Annotated in this window: 14 protein-coding genes; 5 read left to right on the forward strand and 9 right to left on the reverse strand. The window is 65.1% G+C overall.

Annotated elements, in window-relative coordinates; all coding sequences use genetic code 11:
* Positions 1 to 281 precede the first annotated feature (281 nt).
* Both J8I29_RS25380 and J8I29_RS25385 read left to right on the forward strand, forming a co-directional pair.
* A complete protein-coding gene (locus tag J8I29_RS25380; RefSeq protein ID WP_209433785.1) occupies positions 282 to 1,883 on the forward strand; it encodes a Mur ligase family protein in 1,602 nt (533 codons plus the stop codon).
* A complete protein-coding gene (locus tag J8I29_RS25385) occupies positions 1,880 to 2,548 on the forward strand; it encodes a methyltransferase (RefSeq protein WP_348536166.1) in 669 nt (222 codons plus the stop codon). The genes J8I29_RS25380 and J8I29_RS25385 overlap by 4 nt, the downstream gene beginning before the upstream one ends.
* A 9-nt stretch (positions 2,549 to 2,557) precedes the next feature.
* Here J8I29_RS25385 and J8I29_RS25390 read toward each other — a convergent pair whose 3' ends face one another.
* The 9 genes from J8I29_RS25390 to J8I29_RS25430 form a co-directional block, all read right to left on the reverse strand.
* The gene (locus tag J8I29_RS25390; protein ID WP_209433786.1) at positions 2,558 to 3,556 is read right to left on the reverse strand and encodes a DUF4105 domain-containing protein; all 999 of its coding nucleotides are present in this window, start codon (positions 3,554 to 3,556) and stop codon (positions 2,558 to 2,560) included.
* Between the two features lie 10 nt (positions 3,557 to 3,566).
* The gene (locus J8I29_RS25395; RefSeq protein ID WP_209433787.1) at positions 3,567 to 4,421 is read right to left on the reverse strand and encodes an RNA methyltransferase; all 855 of its coding nucleotides are present in this window, start codon (positions 4,419 to 4,421) and stop codon (positions 3,567 to 3,569) included.
* Positions 4,422 to 4,518: 97 nt separating this feature from the next.
* Positions 4,519 to 5,433, reverse strand: a complete 915-nt coding sequence (locus J8I29_RS25400; RefSeq protein ID WP_209433788.1) for a class I SAM-dependent methyltransferase — start codon at positions 5,431 to 5,433, stop codon at positions 4,519 to 4,521.
* 217 nt (positions 5,434 to 5,650) lie between these two features.
* Positions 5,651 to 6,463 (reverse strand): class I SAM-dependent methyltransferase, encoded by an 813-nt coding sequence (locus J8I29_RS25405; RefSeq protein WP_209433789.1) that lies wholly within the window; start codon positions 6,461 to 6,463, stop codon positions 5,651 to 5,653.
* A gap of 172 nt (positions 6,464 to 6,635) precedes the next feature.
* Entirely contained in the window at positions 6,636 to 8,135 is a 1,500-nt protein-coding gene (locus tag J8I29_RS25410; protein WP_209433790.1) for a L,D-transpeptidase family protein, read from the reverse strand.
* A 211-nt stretch (positions 8,136 to 8,346) separates the two neighbouring features.
* Entirely contained in the window at positions 8,347 to 8,853 is a 507-nt protein-coding gene (locus J8I29_RS25415) for an invasion associated locus B family protein (protein ID WP_209433791.1), read from the reverse strand.
* An 87-nt stretch (positions 8,854 to 8,940) separates the two neighbouring features.
* Positions 8,941 to 9,528: an ACP phosphodiesterase gene (locus tag J8I29_RS25420; protein ID WP_209433792.1), complete on the reverse strand. Its 588-nt coding sequence runs from the start codon at positions 9,526 to 9,528 to the stop codon at positions 8,941 to 8,943.
* A 196-nt stretch (positions 9,529 to 9,724) separates the two neighbouring features.
* Positions 9,725 to 10,813, reverse strand: a complete 1,089-nt coding sequence (locus tag J8I29_RS25425; protein WP_245197362.1) for an alcohol dehydrogenase catalytic domain-containing protein — start codon at positions 10,811 to 10,813, stop codon at positions 9,725 to 9,727.
* 63 nt (positions 10,814 to 10,876) lie between these two features.
* A complete protein-coding gene (locus tag J8I29_RS25430; RefSeq protein ID WP_209433793.1) occupies positions 10,877 to 11,758 on the reverse strand; it encodes an AraC family transcriptional regulator in 882 nt (293 codons plus the stop codon).
* Positions 11,759 to 12,100: 342 nt separating this feature from the next.
* Between J8I29_RS25430 and J8I29_RS25435 the strand changes: the two genes are divergently transcribed.
* From J8I29_RS25435 to J8I29_RS25445, 3 genes are all read left to right on the forward strand, one after another.
* Positions 12,101 to 12,535: a cytochrome c gene (locus J8I29_RS25435; RefSeq protein ID WP_209433794.1), complete on the forward strand. Its 435-nt coding sequence runs from the start codon at positions 12,101 to 12,103 to the stop codon at positions 12,533 to 12,535.
* Between the two features lie 343 nt (positions 12,536 to 12,878).
* Complete coding sequence (locus J8I29_RS25440) at positions 12,879 to 13,805, forward strand: cytochrome c (RefSeq protein WP_209433795.1); 927 nt, start codon at positions 12,879 to 12,881, stop codon at positions 13,803 to 13,805.
* Between the two features lie 225 nt (positions 13,806 to 14,030).
* Positions 14,031 to 15,635, forward strand: a complete 1,605-nt coding sequence (locus J8I29_RS25445; RefSeq protein ID WP_209433796.1) for a caspase family protein — start codon at positions 14,031 to 14,033, stop codon at positions 15,633 to 15,635.
* Positions 15,636 to 15,638 lie beyond the last annotated feature (3 nt).

Consider the following 15,638-nt stretch of genomic DNA (forward strand, 5'->3'; position numbering starts at 1 on the left):
GAGCCTAACCGGAGCAGCTGCGAGGTCGATGTCCCCTCGCCCCGCTTGCGGGGAGAGGGTAAGGGTGAGGGGCTGCACAAATTATGGTTATCGAAGCGCTTCGCCACTGCATGGCAACACCATCCGATTCATAGTGGAGAAGGTCGCGCTGCCCCTCACCCATACCCTCTCCCCGCAAGCGGGGCGAGGGGGGAGCTGGCGTCGCGCTCTTCCATACAATCGCCCCGCCTGTCCCTCTTTGCCGGATCGCGTCCAACCCTATGCTTGAAACACTAGCCCCCGTGCTGAACTCGCCGTATCTCGCGGCCGCCCTGGTGCTGGCTGCCTTCATCCCCTTCGCGTGGAAGCGCTTCCTGACCTATCTGCATATCTTCCAGCAGGAGGAATATGACGGCAGGCGCTTCCTGCACTGGCTCTTCTACAATGTGGTGGTCGACACCAAGGCGAGCCTCGCCATCGTCCTCCTGTCGGTGATGGCCAAGCTCTATCCCTCACCGGCAGCGGTGCTCGCGCTGTTCATCGCGGTGATCCTGCTGGTGGTGGCGCGGCGGGAGCGCGATCCGCGCCAGACCGGCAAGAAGAAGCTGGCGATGACGCAGCGCGCCACCCGCATCCTGCGCGTCGCCTTCGCCCTCGTGCTGGTGATCGGCCTGATCGGGTTGGGCTTCGGCGTGGCGCCGGTCTGGGTCGTGCTCTTGATCCAACTGATCCCCTTTGCCCTGGTCGCGGCGGTGATGATCCTGCAGCCCGGCGAGAACCGCATCCAGCAGGGCTTCTGGAACGAGGCGCATGAGAAGCTAAAGCGCCTGTCCCCGGTGGTCGTCGGCGTCACCGGCTCCTATGGCAAGACCTCGACCAAGCACATCCTCGGCCACCTGCTCGAAAGCGCCGGCTCGGCGCTGATCACGCCCGGCTCGGTCAACACGCCGATGGGCATCGCCCGCATCGTGCGCGAGCGCCTGGAACCCTATCACCGCCATTTCGTGGTGGAGATGGGCGCCTATGGGCCGGGCTCGATCGAACGCCTCTGCCGTCTCGCCCCGCCCGACATCGCGGTGGTGACGGCGGTCGGCGCGGCGCATTACGAGCGCTTCAAGTCGCTCGATACCGTGGCCAAGACCAAGTTCGAGTTGCCCACCGCGGCGATCGCGCGGGGCGGCAAGGCGATCATCAACGATGCCGTGCTCGCCTTCAAGGACGCCCGCGACTTCACCGATGCCCACCGCGCCTCGATGGTGCTGGTCGGCAATGGCGAGGGCAGCGAGGCCCGCATCAACGCCGTCACGCAGGAAAAGGACGGGCTCAAGGTTTCGCTCACCTATCTCGGCAAGGACTACCAGCTCTCCGCCCCGCTCTACGGCCTGCATCACGGCAGCAACATGGCGATTGCCTTCGTCACCGCGCTGGCCATGGGCATCGACGCCGAGACGGCCGAGATCGCCATGCGCTCGACGCCGCAGATCAGCCATCGCCTCGAGGTGAAGCGCCAGGCCGACGGCACCGTCATCGTCGACGATGCCTATAATTCCAATCCGGCGGGTTTTGCCTCGGCCCTGGAGATCCTGCCCCTGCTGGTCTCGGGCGAGGGCCGGCGCATCCTGGTGACGCCGGGCATGGTCGAACTCGGCGCGGCCCATGCCGAGGAGCACCGCAAGATCGGCACCAAGGCCGGCGAGACCGTCGACATCCTGCTGGCCGTGGCGCCCGATCGCATCCGCGATTTCATCGACGCCTACAAGGCGGCGAAACCCGACGGCCAGGTGGTGGAATGCGCCAGCTTCGCCGCGGCGCAGGCCTGGATGGGCGGCAACCTGAAGGCCGGGGACGTCGTGCTGCTCGAAAACGATCTGCCCGACCTCTATGAGCGCCAGTTGCGCCTGTGATCGGCAATCGTAAAGATACGATTGGAGACCGCAGAGCCTTCATCGCCGCCAATACGCGCCCGCTGCCGGTGCCGCATGCGCCGGAGATCAGCCTTTATCTCGCCGACGAGGTCACGCCGCTCTGGCTCAAGACCGAGGAAGAGCTCGGTGAGATGGGATTGCCGCCGCCCTTCTGGGCCTTCGCCTGGGCCGGCGGCCAGGCCCTGGCGCGCTATATCCTCGACCATCCCGAGCATGTCGCCGGCCGCCGCGTGCTCGACTTCGCCTCGGGATCGGGCCTGGTGGCGATCGCGGCCATGAAGGCGGGGGCGGCGCAGGTCCTTGCCGCCGATATCGACGCCTTCGCCGTGGAGGCTATCCGACTCAACGCCGATCTCAACGGCGTGGCGATCGAGCTCTCGGGCGAGAACATGCTCGGCTGCTTCGATTGTCCCGTCGACGTCGTCCTGGCGGGCGACATCTTCTACGATCGCGAGATCTCGGCGGAAATGCTGGCCTGGCTCAAGGGTTGGCGCGAGCGCGGCGCCGCCATCCTGGTGGGCGATCCCGGCCGGACCTATCTGCCCAAGGACGAACTGAGCCTGCTGGCGACCTATCAGGTGCCGGTCTCGCGCGATCTCGAGGATCTGGAGATCAAGAAAACCAGCGTGTGGACGCTGAAATAGGAAGCGAAACTAAGGCCGCGGGACGTCTACGCGAATGAGCGTGGAAAAGTCGGGGCTGTTGTCGGCGGCCTTGGCGCGCGCGTCGATGCGGCCGCGCTGGCGCAGCTCGCTGAGCGGCACCTGATGGCTCAGGGCGCCGATGTCGTGGAGATAATCGGGCAGATAGCCGCTGACGAGCACGCGCCAGTCCACCGGCAGGCCGGGATCGAGTTTCCGGGCGAGGTGGAACGGCACCGTGGTGCAGTTGGTGGTCGCCGTGTTGTAGAAGCGGGGTTGGGCGGCAAGGGCGTTGGCTTCCGAAACAAGATAGAGGAACAGCTCCCTGGCCTGGACCGGACCGATGCGCAGCCGGAAAAGCTGGACATCCTCGCCCCTGACATTGGAACGCACGCGGATGACGTCGCGCTCGTCGGCGGCGATGACCACCAGTTCGTTCTGCTTGAAGAAGCCGGAGATCGCCGAATAGACCTCGCCTTGCTTGCGCCGGACCTCCACCGAGAAGACGAGGTGGCGCCCGTCGGCAAAGCCGAAGCTCAGCATGGTGTGGGCGATGGCGGGGCCGGCCCAATAGGAGGCGAACAGGTCGACGCCGGTGATGGTGTCGAGATCGTAGCTGCGATCGTCCCAGCGCGGCGTGAAGTCGCTGTTCGAGCGCCACTCGAAATCACGCACATTGGTCAGCCTCGCCGTGGAGCCTTCCACGCTGGCTGTGAACTGGCGCGCCACGTCGGGCGCCCAGTCGCCCTTGCCGGTCGGCTGGATGGTGGACCACCAGATCAGCAGGGCGGCGACGGCGAGGACGAAGGGAAGGGCAAGCCGCCAGCGTGCCGCAAGGAGGCCGGCCAGGGCCAGGAAGGCGAGGATGAGCCACAGGGCCGGCACGGCATAGCGGCCGGTCTCCCCAAGGGGCAGCCGATACCACAGCGCCAGCGTGCCCCATAGAGCGATGAGGGCAGCTGCCAGCACCAGGACGAGACGGCCGGCGACGGTGAGTAGCCTGGCGATCATGAACGCCGTCTCACCCCAGCTTCAGCTGCCCGCGCGCGATCTCGAACAGCATCACGCCGGTCGCCACGGCCAGGTTGAGCGAATCGGCCTGCCCGCGCATCGGGATCTTGACGAGATGGCTGCAGGCGCCGGCGAGGTCGTCGGGCAGGCCCTGCTGTTCATTGCCCATCAGCAGGAGGCAGGGGCGGCCGGCATAGGCGACCTCGCGATAATCATGCCTGCCGGACAGATGCGTGCCGACCACGAGGCCCTCGAAGCCCTTGCGCCAGGCGAGGAAGGCCTGCGGCGTTGCCGTCGCCAGGCGGAGGTTGAAGATCGAACCCATGGTGGCCCTGACGGCCTCGATGCCGAAGGGATCGGTGGTGTCGCCGATCAGCACGATACCCTCGGCGCCGACCGCATCGGCGGTACGGATGATGGTGCCGAGATTGCCGGGATCGCGCACCCGGTCGAGCCCGATCCAGATCTGGTCGCGCGCGATCTTGACGTTGTCGATCTTATCCAAGCGCTGCTCGAAGACGCCGATCACCGTCTGCGGATTGTCGCGGCGGGACAGTTTTTCCAGGATCTCGCCGGTGACCTCCAGCACCTCGCCGCCGGCCTGCCGGGTGGCCCTGATGGCGCGGGTGAGCATCGGTTTTTCTTCACCCGAGCGATGCACCAGGATACGGATCGGCCAGCCGGCCTCGATGGCGTCGGCCACCAGCTTCAGCCCCTCGGCGATGAAGAGGCCGGCCTCCTGGCGGACCTTGCGCATCTCGAGCGCGCGGATGTCCTTGATCAGCGGATTGGTCAGGCTGGTCACGACGCGGGAGACGGGCGCGGCAGGCGCTGCCGGGCGCGGGCGTTGAAAGCGGGGCTTCATGCCGGCGTCCTTTCGAAGGGAACCGTCATCCCCTTCCCTCGGCCTGCGGCCTCGCCGGGGATGACAGTCCGCCGCGGAGTGGTAGAAGCTTTCGGCCTCATGCGGCACTCCAGCGCGAATAGAGCGAAGTGGAGAGCAGGCGCCCCGAGCTTTCCTCGGAGACGACGAGTTCGCCGGAGGTGATGTCGCCGCCGAGATCGCCGAACACTTCGCGGGTGAGCTCGTGCACCGCCACGAAGGAGGCGCGGATAGCATAGGCGGTGACGATCACGAAGGCCGGCTTGTCGGTGAGCACGGCCCGGCAGAGGTCGAGCATCTTGGGCAGGTCGCGGAACAGATCCCACACCTCGCCGCCGGGGCCGCGGCCATATTTGGGCGGATCGAGCAGCACGACGTCATAGTGTGAGCCGCGGCGCTGCTCGCGCGCGGTGAACTTCATGGCGTCATCGACGATCCAGCGGATCGGCGCGTCGGCGAGGCCGGCCAGGGCCTGGTTCTCGCGCGCGAAGCCGATCGATTTCTTGGAGGCGTCGACATGGGTGACCTGCGCGCCATGCTTGGCCGCCAGCAGGGAGGCGACGCCGGTATAGCCGAACAGGTTGAGCACGCGGGCGGGCCGTTTCAGGGCGTTCAGCGCCTCGATCATGTAATCCCAATGCGGCGCCTGCTCGGGAAAGAAGCCGAGATGGCGGAAGGGCGTGAAGCGGCCATGGAAGGCGACGCCGCGATAGGAGACCGGGAAGGTCTCGACCGCCCGGCGGGCGAATTTCCAGCGCCCGTCCGAACCCTCATCCTCGGCATTCATGCCGAGGAAGACGGCGTCGGCCTTGTCCCAGGCCTCGGGTTTCAGGCGCCGGCCCATGGCCTGCGGCTCGGGGCGGTCGACGAGGAGCTTGCCGAAGCGTTCGAGCTTGCGGCCTTCACCGCAATCGACCAGGCGATAATCGGCGAAGCCGGGCGTCACCAGCAGTTGCGGCAGGGTCTGGGAAGCGGAATTTCGTGGGTCGGGCATGGGCGGACCAAACAGGAGTTTGGCCTGCGCGGCAAGTGCGTTCTTGCCGGTTTACCGTGCCCGGTGTTCGGCAGGTGCCGGTCACTTAGGCATCGCGCGAATGTGCACGGGCTTTGTCATTGCCGGACCTGGTCCGGCAATCCAGCCGCCTGGCAGGCGGGCGGGAGCTTCTGGATAGCGGGGCAAGCCCGGCTATGACAAATGAGCCAGACGGGCCCTAGACTGCGGCTACGACGACATGCGCCTGAATCTTGGCGGCCACCTCGCCATCGCCATGCCTGGCGGCAATCGCGGATGCGGCGTGGTCGGTTGCAGCCTCCAATTTCGCTGCGTCCCGGGTCTCGATTTCGGTACGAAGCAGGGTTCCCTGGCAATAGGCGACGGCCGGCAGGCGCGGCGAGGGGGCACGGCTTTGCTCGGCTCTCGTCTCGATCAGCACGCGGGAAAAGCCGGCGTCCTCCAACTCGCTGCGGATCAGTCCGGTGTCGTGATAGCCATGCGGCGTGCGCGCCAGAAAGCGCGGCGGATCGTCCGGGAACATCTCCGCCAGTGCCTTCGTCACCTCATCGGCAAAGATGTTCTCCTCGATCCGGTCCCAGACGTTGAACAGGAAATGTCCGCCGGGTTTGAGGACCCGCCTTGCTTCGCGATAGGCCTGCGGCCGGTCGGGAAAGAACATCGCGCCGAACTGGCAGCAGACGAGATCGAAGGCGGCATCTTCAAACGGCAATGCCTGGGCATCCGCCCGGTGCCAGCTGATGCGGCTGTCCGGAGCCTGCCGCGAGGCGGCGTAATCGAGCATCGGCTGGTTGAGGTCGGTCACGGCATAGCGGGCGTCGGGAGACAGTTTCGGCGCCAGTATGCGGGTGACGGCTCCGGTGCCCGCGGCCATTTCGAGGACTGCGACGGGCGACAGGGAGGCGGCCCGTCTTGCCAGGTCGGCGGCGAACGGCTCGAAGATCAACGGCACCATATAGCGGTCGTAGTTTTCCGGAATGGAGCCCGTGAACAGCTTGTCCGCTTCCAACATGGCCAGCACCCGCCATCGGTTTGACCGCCAGCTTAGCACGAATGGCTCGCTTCCGCGCGCCGCCGTGGAAAGGGGTGATTCCACCCACCAAAATCCGTATGCCTTGAAAAGCGCAACGCCCCGCCATCGGAGCGGGGGCGTCGCGCGGAAGGGCGGTGAGGCAGGGGGGCGATCAGTCCGCCGGCAGGCTGATCGAGACGGGAATGGTCTTGACCGTCACCGTCCTGCTGGCAGGCGCCTTCACGCTCGCGATCTTGGCGCTCACGGGCTTGACGGCGGCCGGCCTCGCCGGGGCGGCAGGCACCGACGCGGGTTTGGCGGAAATGGGTTTGGGCGTCGCCGGGCTGGCCGCCTTCGGTGGCGCCACCGGCACCGAGCCGGTGCGATCCACCGGAGTGGGCTGGGCGTTGGCGTCCTTGGCCACGAGCTGATCGGCCGGCGTGTCGAAATTGTAGACGTCCGGGCGGAACTGCACGCTGCCGTCGGGGCCGCCCCAGCCGGTCAGATAGACCCAGGCCACGGGAATCGGCTTGGCCGGCTTGATGGTCTTGGGCTCGCCGGAATCGATCTGGTCCTGGATGGCCTGGCCGCTCCATTCGGAGCCCTCCATGATCCAGGCGGCGAGATCCTGCGCGCCGGCGACGCGGATGCAGCCCGAGGACTGGAAGCGCACATCGTTGCGGAAGAGCTCGCGATGGGAGGTGTCGTGCATGTAGACGGCGTCGGAGTTGGGCATGTCGATGCGCAGGAAGCCGAGCGAGTTCCACACGCCGGGATCCTGCTTGGCGAGGAAATCGGAAGCACGCGCCTTGCTCCAGTCCACGGTGGCCGGATCGATCTCCTGGCGGCCGCGATAGAGCCGGATATGGTTGGCCTTCAGATAGCCCGGATCCTTCTGGAGCTTGGGCATGATGTCGGCCTTGAAGATCGACTGCGGCGCGTTCCAGTAGGGCAGGATGTTGATGGCGACGACCTTGGTCTGCAGGGTCGGCGAGGCGCGGTCGGGACGGCCGACCACAGTGGTGTAGGTGCGCGCCACCACGCCATTGTCGACCGCCTCCAGGGCGGCGGCGGGAATGTTGGAGACGATGTAGCGCTCGCCGAACTTGAATTTGAGGGCAGCCAGGCGGTTGGCGGAGGCGTCGAGCTCGCGCAGCCGCTGCTCCACCGGTACGTTGAGCGCCAGCATGGTCAGGCGGCCGACCGAGCCGGTCTCGCTCAGGCCGTGCCGGGCCTGGAAGCGCTTGAGCGCATCCTGCGTGGCCTGGTCGAACTCGCTGCTGGCGGGCAGGGACGGATCGAGGTCGCGGGTGGCGGTCAGCCGGTCGCGCAGGGCCTTGGCGAACTTGCCCCTGGCGCCGATCCTCAGGCCGGCGGCCGCCGGCGGCAGGGCCTGCCAGCCGCCATTGTCGGCGATCTCCTCATAGGCGGAGATCGCCCTGAGTGTCAGCTCATAGGTGCGCGGGGAATAGTTGGGCTCCTCGTTGGCGAAAGCCGGGAGGGTGAAGGCGACGACGAGGGCGGAGGTCAGAGCACCCAGGCGCCGAATGGCGACCAGACCGCGCAGCGGGGCGCCGGACCATCCCGTTCTCGAACTTCCAATTCGCGAAGAAGCGCGGCGGGATGAAGTCTCCCGGTTCTGGAACGAAAAGGAAAGCCAGGAGGAGGTCATGAAATCACTCAAACGCAACAGGAGACACTTACAGGGCCTCAGACTATCGTGCGGATAGTGAATCTTTCCTTACGGGAGCTCCTGCGGCCGTTAACGATGATCGGATTGTCTTTGGCGACCCCGAAAGACCGGCGGGCCCGACTGTTGTCATAGCCGGGTCGAGCCAGGCTATGACAAAGGCCGTGCGAATTCGAAGATCCAGCATTACCCCTTAGGGGCAGGCCTGGCGCAGGCGGGCCATCGCCTTGGTCACGCCATCGAGCGAAAAGACGTAATGGGTCTTGTTGCCCCGGCCCGAGACCGCGTCGACGGTCATGGTGCGCTCCTGCTTGAGGGCGGCGAGGAATTCCGTCTCCCGCGTGCCCGACCGCCGCAGCCAGGCGCCATTGCCGGATGAGATCATGTGGAAGGGCTGAGCTCCCACATTGACCAGGATGTCGGCATTGCCGGCAAGGGCATAGCCGGTCTGCAGGCTCGCCTCGCTGCGGGCCTCCGTCTGCCTGGCGGCACGAATGAAGAAGGAAACATCGCCATGATTGAGCGATGCGGGCTCTTTGCTGATCGGGCTAGAATAGATAAAACAGTGGTTCCCCGAGTTATCAGTATAGGACCACGTGCTCCATTTGCCGAATACACCTAGAGATTTTGGCGATGACGCAAGTACACCTGTGGTCGAAAGAGCGAAAATGACCAGTGCGAAAATCGATAGTTGAGTCATGTTTGCATGAATTCCTCGTTCTTGCCCCCGCGTGACAATGTTTGGGCACAGATGTTAACGAGGCTCTAAGGCATCATTACAATTAGATTACTTTTGAGCGCCGCCATTCATGGCGCTCTCGGCCATGGCGAGGAGATCGGGGAAGAAGGCGTCGAAATCCTCGAGAAATCCCTGCTGCTGCTGTTCCAGCACAGTCTGGAGCCCGACGAATTCCACCGGCCGGCGCAAGCGCTTGCCAAGATGGGTCATGGCGGTGCTGACGCCTTCCATCGTCTCGTAGTCGCCGAGCCATTGCGTGAGGGAATCGATACGCCGATAGGCCTTGTCCGGCAGGTCGGCGCGCGTGGCAGGCAAGGAGGCCCGCACCTCGGCCAGGAATATCGGCAGGGGCTGCCGGTGATAGCGCTCCCAGCGCTGGATCAGGCAGTGGTCGTAGACGACGTCGACGATGACGCCGGAAAAGCGCCGGAAGGTCGGCCAGAGACGTTGGCGGCTGTGCCGCGTGAGGGGATGGGCATCGGTGAAGGCGTCGATGCGCCGATGCAGCTCGATGCCGTCGCGATAACGGCCCTCGAACTGTTCGAGCTGCGGCAGCCGCAGCAGGTCGGGCAGGAGATTGCCGACCCTGAACGCCGCATCGGGCGGCGAGAGCAGGAGATGGGCGAGATAGTTCATGCGGATCCGGGGGCGAAACAGGTGCCCGTTTCGGCAAGATATGAGGGCCGGCGCGCCGGGACGCAAGAAGCACCGGCCCTCGGGCAGGGTTCGTCCCTCTGCTTGGGAGAGAAGACGGGGGACGATCCCTGCCGATGCTTTGACCCGCCGGGCGGAAGGGTGGATGCCGCCGAGCGGGAAGTGTCGCTGTCAGAGCCTAACGGCGGTATCCCGGCGTCAGCAGCACCTTGATCGAGTCGGTCGAGTTGGCGAGCTTGAGCGCCTCGTCCCAGTCGGCCAGGTCGTATTGATGGGTGACGATGCCCTTCGATGTCACCAGCCCGCGCGTCAGCAGGTCGATGGCGATCGGATAGCAATAGGGGCCGAGATGGGCGCCGCGGATATCGAGCTCCTTGCGGTCGCCGATGATCGACCAGTCCGCCGAGGTTTCCTTGCCGAACACCGAAAATTCCACGAAGCGCCCGAGCTTGCGGATGATCTGCAGGCCCTGGGTGACGCCGCTGGGATGGCCGGTGGTCTCGATATAGACGTCGCAGCCATAGCCGTCGGTGAGGGAGCGCAAGACCTCGTCGACGTCCTGCGTCTTGGGGTTGATGGTGACGTCGGCCCCGAAGCCCCGGGCGAGTTCCAGCCGGTCTTCCATCAGGTCGACCACCACCAGCTTCTTGGGCGTCTTCAGCCGGGCGACCTGCGTCATCAGCAGGCCGAGCGGGCCGGCGCCGGCGATCACCACCACGTCGGCGAGCTGGATGTCGCCGCGCTGCACCGTGTGGATGGCGCAGGACAAGGGCTCGATCACCGCGGCATCGGCCAGCGGCATTTCCGCCGGGATCTTGTGCACGCGCGCCGTGGACGGGAACTTCATATATTCGCTCATGCCGCCATCGGCGACCTCGCGCTGGAAGCCGAAGATGTTGTGCACCTCGCACATCCAGTAGCTGCCCGAGCGGCAATAGCGGCAGCGGTCGCAGGGCACGATCTGCTCGGCGATCACCATGTCGCCGGCCTTCACGCCGAAATGCTCGGCCGCCCCCGGCCCCAGTTCCTCGACATAACCGAAGAATTCATGCCCCGGAATGACGGGCGGCTTCACATAGGGATTCTTGCCGCCCCAGAACATGGCGGCGCCCGACCAGCATTTGCAGTCGCTGGCGCAGATGCCGCAGGCCCCGATCTTCACGACCAGTTCGTTCTGGCCGGCCACCGGGCGGCCGACCTCCTCGACCCGGTAGTCCTCGGGACCGTGGCAGACGATGGCCGTCATTCTCGAATTGCTGGCGGGCATGGCGTTCCTCTGTGCTGGATATCGATTGTGTTTGTTGCGGAGCTCCGGGCGACGAAGCCGCCGTCACGCCGCGAAATTGGCGGTGCGGTTTTCGTTGAACAGGGCGCGGAAGCGGCTCGGCGACATGCCTTTCTGCAGGGCGAAGTGCCGGTTGAAATTCGACAGATTGTTGAAGCCGATCCGGAAGCAGATGTCGGTCACCGGGCTCTTCTCGCTCATCAGCAGCTGGCAGGCCAGATTGATGCGCATGCGATTGACATAGTGCACGAAGGTCATGCCGGTATGGCGCTTGAAGGCACGCGAGAAGCCGCCCGGCGTCATGCCGGCAATGGCGGCGATGGCGCTCTCGCTCATATTGCCGTCGAGATGTTCGCCGACATAGGCGAGCGCCCGGTTCATGCCGCCGGACATATAGGCCGAGGGGTCGGGCAGATAGCCCGCGCTGGTGAGATTCTTGCGGCCCTTGTCGGCGGTGAGCAGGCCGAGCAACTGCACGAACAGGGCGATGCGCTCGGCGCCATGGGCGTTGAGAAGCGCCGTCATGATCCTGCGGGCGGTCTCGCCAGTCGCAGCCCGGAACAGCAGGCCGCGCCGGCTCTCGTCGAGCAGGGCGGCCACCGCCTCGAGTTCCGGGAAGACGCCGATGCAGGATTCGATGAAGGTCTGAGTGAATTGCAGCACGATGCAGCGGCGGGGGATGGTGGTGCCCTCCGGGACGTCGCTGATCCAGTTGTGCGGCAGGTTGGGACCCGTCATCACCAGATTGCCGGGGGCGAAGTCGCCGATGAAATCGCCGACGAAATAATGCCCCGTCGTATCGGTGATCAGGTGAATCTCGTATTCGGGATGAAAATGCCAGCGAACCGTGCGGAAGGGGTAGCCATGCGCCCAGACGATGAAGGATTCGCCGCTGTGAATCTGCACCAGTTCGAGCTGTGGCTCCATCGTTCTCGCCTCCCACATACCAGGCCGACCGGGCTTGGCTTCTTGTTGAGGTTTGCCCGGTACCAGGGAGCCTACTGCAACGCGGCGGCGCTAGCTACCAGCCTTCGGCGTCAAGAGTGATACTTTTTTGATCGACGGTACCGGCCAATTGTCGGGCGCCAGGGAAGTCCGTCCCGCTGCCGGCATTCATCTCGCGGCATGACGCGACCATGACATCCGCGAAGGTCAAGCGCAAAATCCGCCGTATGATTTGAAATAATTCAAAGCTACCCACTTGCGATTGAAACAAAAACGAGGTGCTATTTGCCACCGCGTCGTTTTGCCCATGTGAGGGAGAACTGTATGAAACGTTTCGTTATTGCCGCCGCTCTGGTTGCCGCCGGCGCCGCCTCGGCTTTCGCCGGCCCGATCGAGGATCGGCAGGCCTTGATGAAGACCATGGCCAAGAACACCAAGGAACTGGCGGCGGTCGCCAAGGGCGAGACGCCGTTCGACGCGGCCAAGGTCAAGGCCCTGCTGCAGGTCTATGTCGACGACTCGGCCAAGCTGCCCACGCTCTTCCCGGATGACAGCAAGACCGGCGGCACCGATCCGACCACGGCTGCGCCGAAGATCTGGGAAGACCAGGCCGGCTTCAAGGCCGCGGCCGCCAAGCTCGGCACCGATGCAACCGCCGCCCTCGCCGCGGCCGACCAGGCCAGCTTCGCCAAGGCTTTCGGCACGGTTGCCTCCAACTGCAACGCCTGCCACGGCACCTACCGCATCAAGAAGAACTGAGGTTCGAGCAGACCTGCCGGGGATGCTTCACCCAGACTTGATCTCAAGCTGACATTGCCGGGCTCGTCCCGGTAATGTCGTTTTGAAGGCGTCTGCGCGGCGCCTGGCGGGTCCCGCCGCGCCGCGCGATGCCTCGATGACCCGGGACATCCGGAGCGTTTTGTAATTTGAACCGGTCGTTCAAATTACAAAACGCTCCGGGGGCGGGACGCCCGGGTCAAAAAACGATAAGGGCCGGGAAACCTACGGACGGGCACGCGCCGGGAATAAAACCGGTGCGGCGGCTGTCGGGCGAGACAGGCCTGGACAATGGCGTTCAAGCCGGAAAAGGGGGCTTTCCCGGATGTCACTGAACCGAATACTCGGTGGGTTGGTGGTGCTTGGCCTGATCGGGCTGGGCGTGTTCTGGTTCGTCACGCAACCCTCGCCCTTGCCGGCCTCCGCCCTCTCGGCGGATTACAAGCCGGACCTCGCCAATGGCGAGACCATCTTCAATATCGGCGGTTGCGTCTCCTGCCATAAGTCCCCCGGCCAGGAGGATCGGCTCAAGCTCGGCGGCGGCCTGGCCCTGGGCTCGCCCTTCGGCACGTTCTACGCCCCCAATATTTCCCCCGATGCCAAACAAGGCATCGGCGCCTGGAGCGAACTCGAATTCGTCAATGCGCTGCAGCGCGGCGTCGGGCGCGAGGGCGAGCATCTCTATCCGGCCCTGCCCTACACCTCCTATGCCCATATGAAGCTGGAGGATGTGCGCGATCTCTATGCCTATATGAAGACGCTGCCGGCGGTCGATACCGTCGACAAGCCGCATGCGATCGGCTTTCCCTTCAACATCCGCCGTCTGCTCGGCGGCTGGAAGTTCCTGTTCTTCGACGACAAGCCCTTCAAGCCCGATGCGTCCAAGAGCGCCGAATGGAATCGCGGCGCCTATCTGGTGCTCGGTCCCGGCCACTGTTCCGAATGTCACAGCCCGCGCAACGCCTTTGGCGGTATTGAAGCGGATAAACGGTTTTCGGGCGGGCCCGATCCGGAAGGCAAGGGCTGGGTGCCCAACATCACCCCCCATGCCGACGGCATCGGCAGCTGGACCGAGGCGCAGATCGCGAGTTTCCTGAAGGATGGCTTTACGCCTGACTATGATTCGGCCGGTGGCAGCATGGCGGAGGTGATCCAGAATACGGGCCATCTCAGTGACGACGACCGCAAGGCGATGGCTGCCTTTCTGGTGACGCTGCCGGCGATCCCGGGCAAGGCGCCGAAGAAGCCCTAGAACATAATCCCAAGAAGCCGCACGGCTTCCTGGACAAGATTATGCGTCGAAACAAGGGCTTGGAGCGTGATCCGATCGATTGATCGGGCTAAGCTCCAAGCAGGTTTCTCGGGGCGGGGCGCCCCTGTCCCGATGGAATCACGCAGGGCGCGTCAAAACAAAGAGGTAAGAACCAAGCGGCGTTTTCTCATAAGCGCGCTTTGTTGCAGGCAGGGACGATACGTGGTGCGAGCGCCGAGAATTCTGACGTCGATCAGGGCGGTTCTGACCGGGGCGGGGCTCGCTCTCGCCTCACCGGCGCTGGCCGCCGATTCCTATGCGCTGGTGGTGGGGATCGATGCCTATGAAGCGCCGATCAATTCCCTGCACGGGGCCGTCAACGACGCCAAGGACATTGCCCAGGCCCTGACCAAGGCCGGCGTCAAGAAGCTGACCCTGCTCACCGACAAGCAGGCGACCAAGCCCAATATCCTCGCCGCCTGGAAGGAGTTGATGGACCAGGCCCAGCCCGGCGACACGTTCTACTTCACCTATGCCGGCCATGGCTCGCGCGAACCGGGCAAGCCGAACGATCCCGATTCGCCGGACGGCTTGAACAACATCCTGGTGATGACGGACTTCGCCCCCAAGCTGCCGGGCGGCCTCAACCGTATCGTCGACAAGGAAATGGCGGTGCTGCTCAAGCAGGCGGCGGCCAAGCAGGTCTACCCCGTCGTCGTCATCGACGCCTGCAACTCCGGCACGATGTATCGTTCGGTCAGCCTGAGCCTGACCTACCGGGCGACGCCGCAGGCCAAGATCTCGCGCGAGGAATTGCTGGAATTCGCCCCGCCCGTGCCCGACGTCTCCACCAAGATCGCCGCCAACGATCCCTTCACCTTCCTGGCGGGGGTTTCCGACGACAAGCTGGTGCCGGAGGTGGCGATCGACGGCCAGCCGCGCGGCGCCTTGTCCTATGCTTTCTCGCGCGCGGTGGAGGGCAAGGCCGATGCCGATGGGGACGGGACGACCACCGAGAAGGAACTCGTTGCCTTCGTGCGCGCTTTCGTGCTGCAGGCGACGCAGAGCCAGCAGGTCTCGCAATCCTTCCCCGACATCAGCCGCGACATTCCCGTCTTCCGCTCCGTCGCGGCCGGCCCGAAGGGGAGCCAGGACGACATCGTGAAGGCGATCGCCGTTGCCGAGCAGGCCGCGACGAATACCAAGCTCGCGCTTGCCGTGCGCAATGGCAGCCTCCCCGATGCTCCCCCCGGTGCGACGCTGGTGGATGACGAGGCCGGCGCCGACCTCGTCTATGATGCGGCGGCCGGCACCGTGGAAAAGCGCGTGGCCGGCGTGGTGGCCGAGGGCGTGCAGCCTTCGGGGCTCGGCGGCATCGTCGCCAAATGGCGGGCGATCGCCTTCCTGCAGGCCATGGCCGGCGGTTCGATCCAGCCTTTCGAAGTGGCGGGCGGTTCGCGTACCTTCAATCGCGGTGAAAAGCTGACGGTGGGCCTCGCCGCCTCCAGCCACCGTTTCATGACGCTGTTCAACCTGCCGCCCAACGGCAAGGTCGAATTCCTCTATCCGACCTCCCAGGCCGAGCGCGACGAGGATTGGAGCGGCAAGCCCTTCACCCTGCCGCTGCAGGTGCGCGATCCGCCTTTCGGCGCCGAGCACCTGGTCGCCGTCCTGTCCGACCAGCCGCTGGACCAGCTCCATACCGCCCTGCAGAAATTGTCGAGGCCGCAGGCCGCCCAGGATCTGCCCGACACGCTGAAGAACGCCCTGAGCGGTCAGTCGGTCACGGTCGGCATCGCCAATGTCTTCACCAGCGCGGGGACGCCATGATGC

This window comes from Labrys sp. LIt4 (assembly GCF_017813775.1).
Taxonomy (GTDB): Bacteria; Pseudomonadota; Alphaproteobacteria; order Rhizobiales; family Labraceae; genus Labrys; species Labrys okinawensis_A.

What these genes read in the sequence shown, in the direction of transcription:
- J8I29_RS25390 (WP_209433786.1), bottom strand. Translation starts at nt 3,556, where the DNA reads ATGATCGCCAGGCTACTCACCGTCGCCGGCCGTCTCGTCCTGGTGCTG.
- J8I29_RS25395 (WP_209433787.1), bottom strand. Translation starts at nt 4,421, where the DNA reads ATGAAGCCCCGCTTTCAACGCCCGCGCCCGGCAGCGCCTGCCGCGCCC.
- J8I29_RS25400 (WP_209433788.1), bottom strand. Translation starts at nt 5,433, where the DNA reads ATGCCCGACCCACGAAATTCCGCTTCCCAGACCCTGCCGCAACTGCTG.
- J8I29_RS25405 (WP_209433789.1), bottom strand. Translation starts at nt 6,463, where the DNA reads ATGTTGGAAGCGGACAAGCTGTTCACGGGCTCCATTCCGGAAAACTAC.
- J8I29_RS25410 (WP_209433790.1), bottom strand. Translation starts at nt 8,135, where the DNA reads ATGACCTCCTCCTGGCTTTCCTTTTCGTTCCAGAACCGGGAGACTTCA.
- J8I29_RS25415 (WP_209433791.1), bottom strand. Translation starts at nt 8,853, where the DNA reads ATGACTCAACTATCGATTTTCGCACTGGTCATTTTCGCTCTTTCGACC.
- J8I29_RS25420 (WP_209433792.1), bottom strand. Translation starts at nt 9,528, where the DNA reads ATGAACTATCTCGCCCATCTCCTGCTCTCGCCGCCCGATGCGGCGTTC.
- J8I29_RS25425 (WP_245197362.1), bottom strand. Translation starts at nt 10,813, where the DNA reads ATGCCCGCCAGCAATTCGAGAATGACGGCCATCGTCTGCCACGGTCCC.
- J8I29_RS25430 (WP_209433793.1), bottom strand. Translation starts at nt 11,758, where the DNA reads ATGGAGCCACAGCTCGAACTGGTGCAGATTCACAGCGGCGAATCCTTC.
- J8I29_RS25435 (WP_209433794.1), top strand. Translation starts at nt 12,101, where the DNA reads ATGAAACGTTTCGTTATTGCCGCCGCTCTGGTTGCCGCCGGCGCCGCC.
- J8I29_RS25440 (WP_209433795.1), top strand. Translation starts at nt 12,879, where the DNA reads ATGTCACTGAACCGAATACTCGGTGGGTTGGTGGTGCTTGGCCTGATC.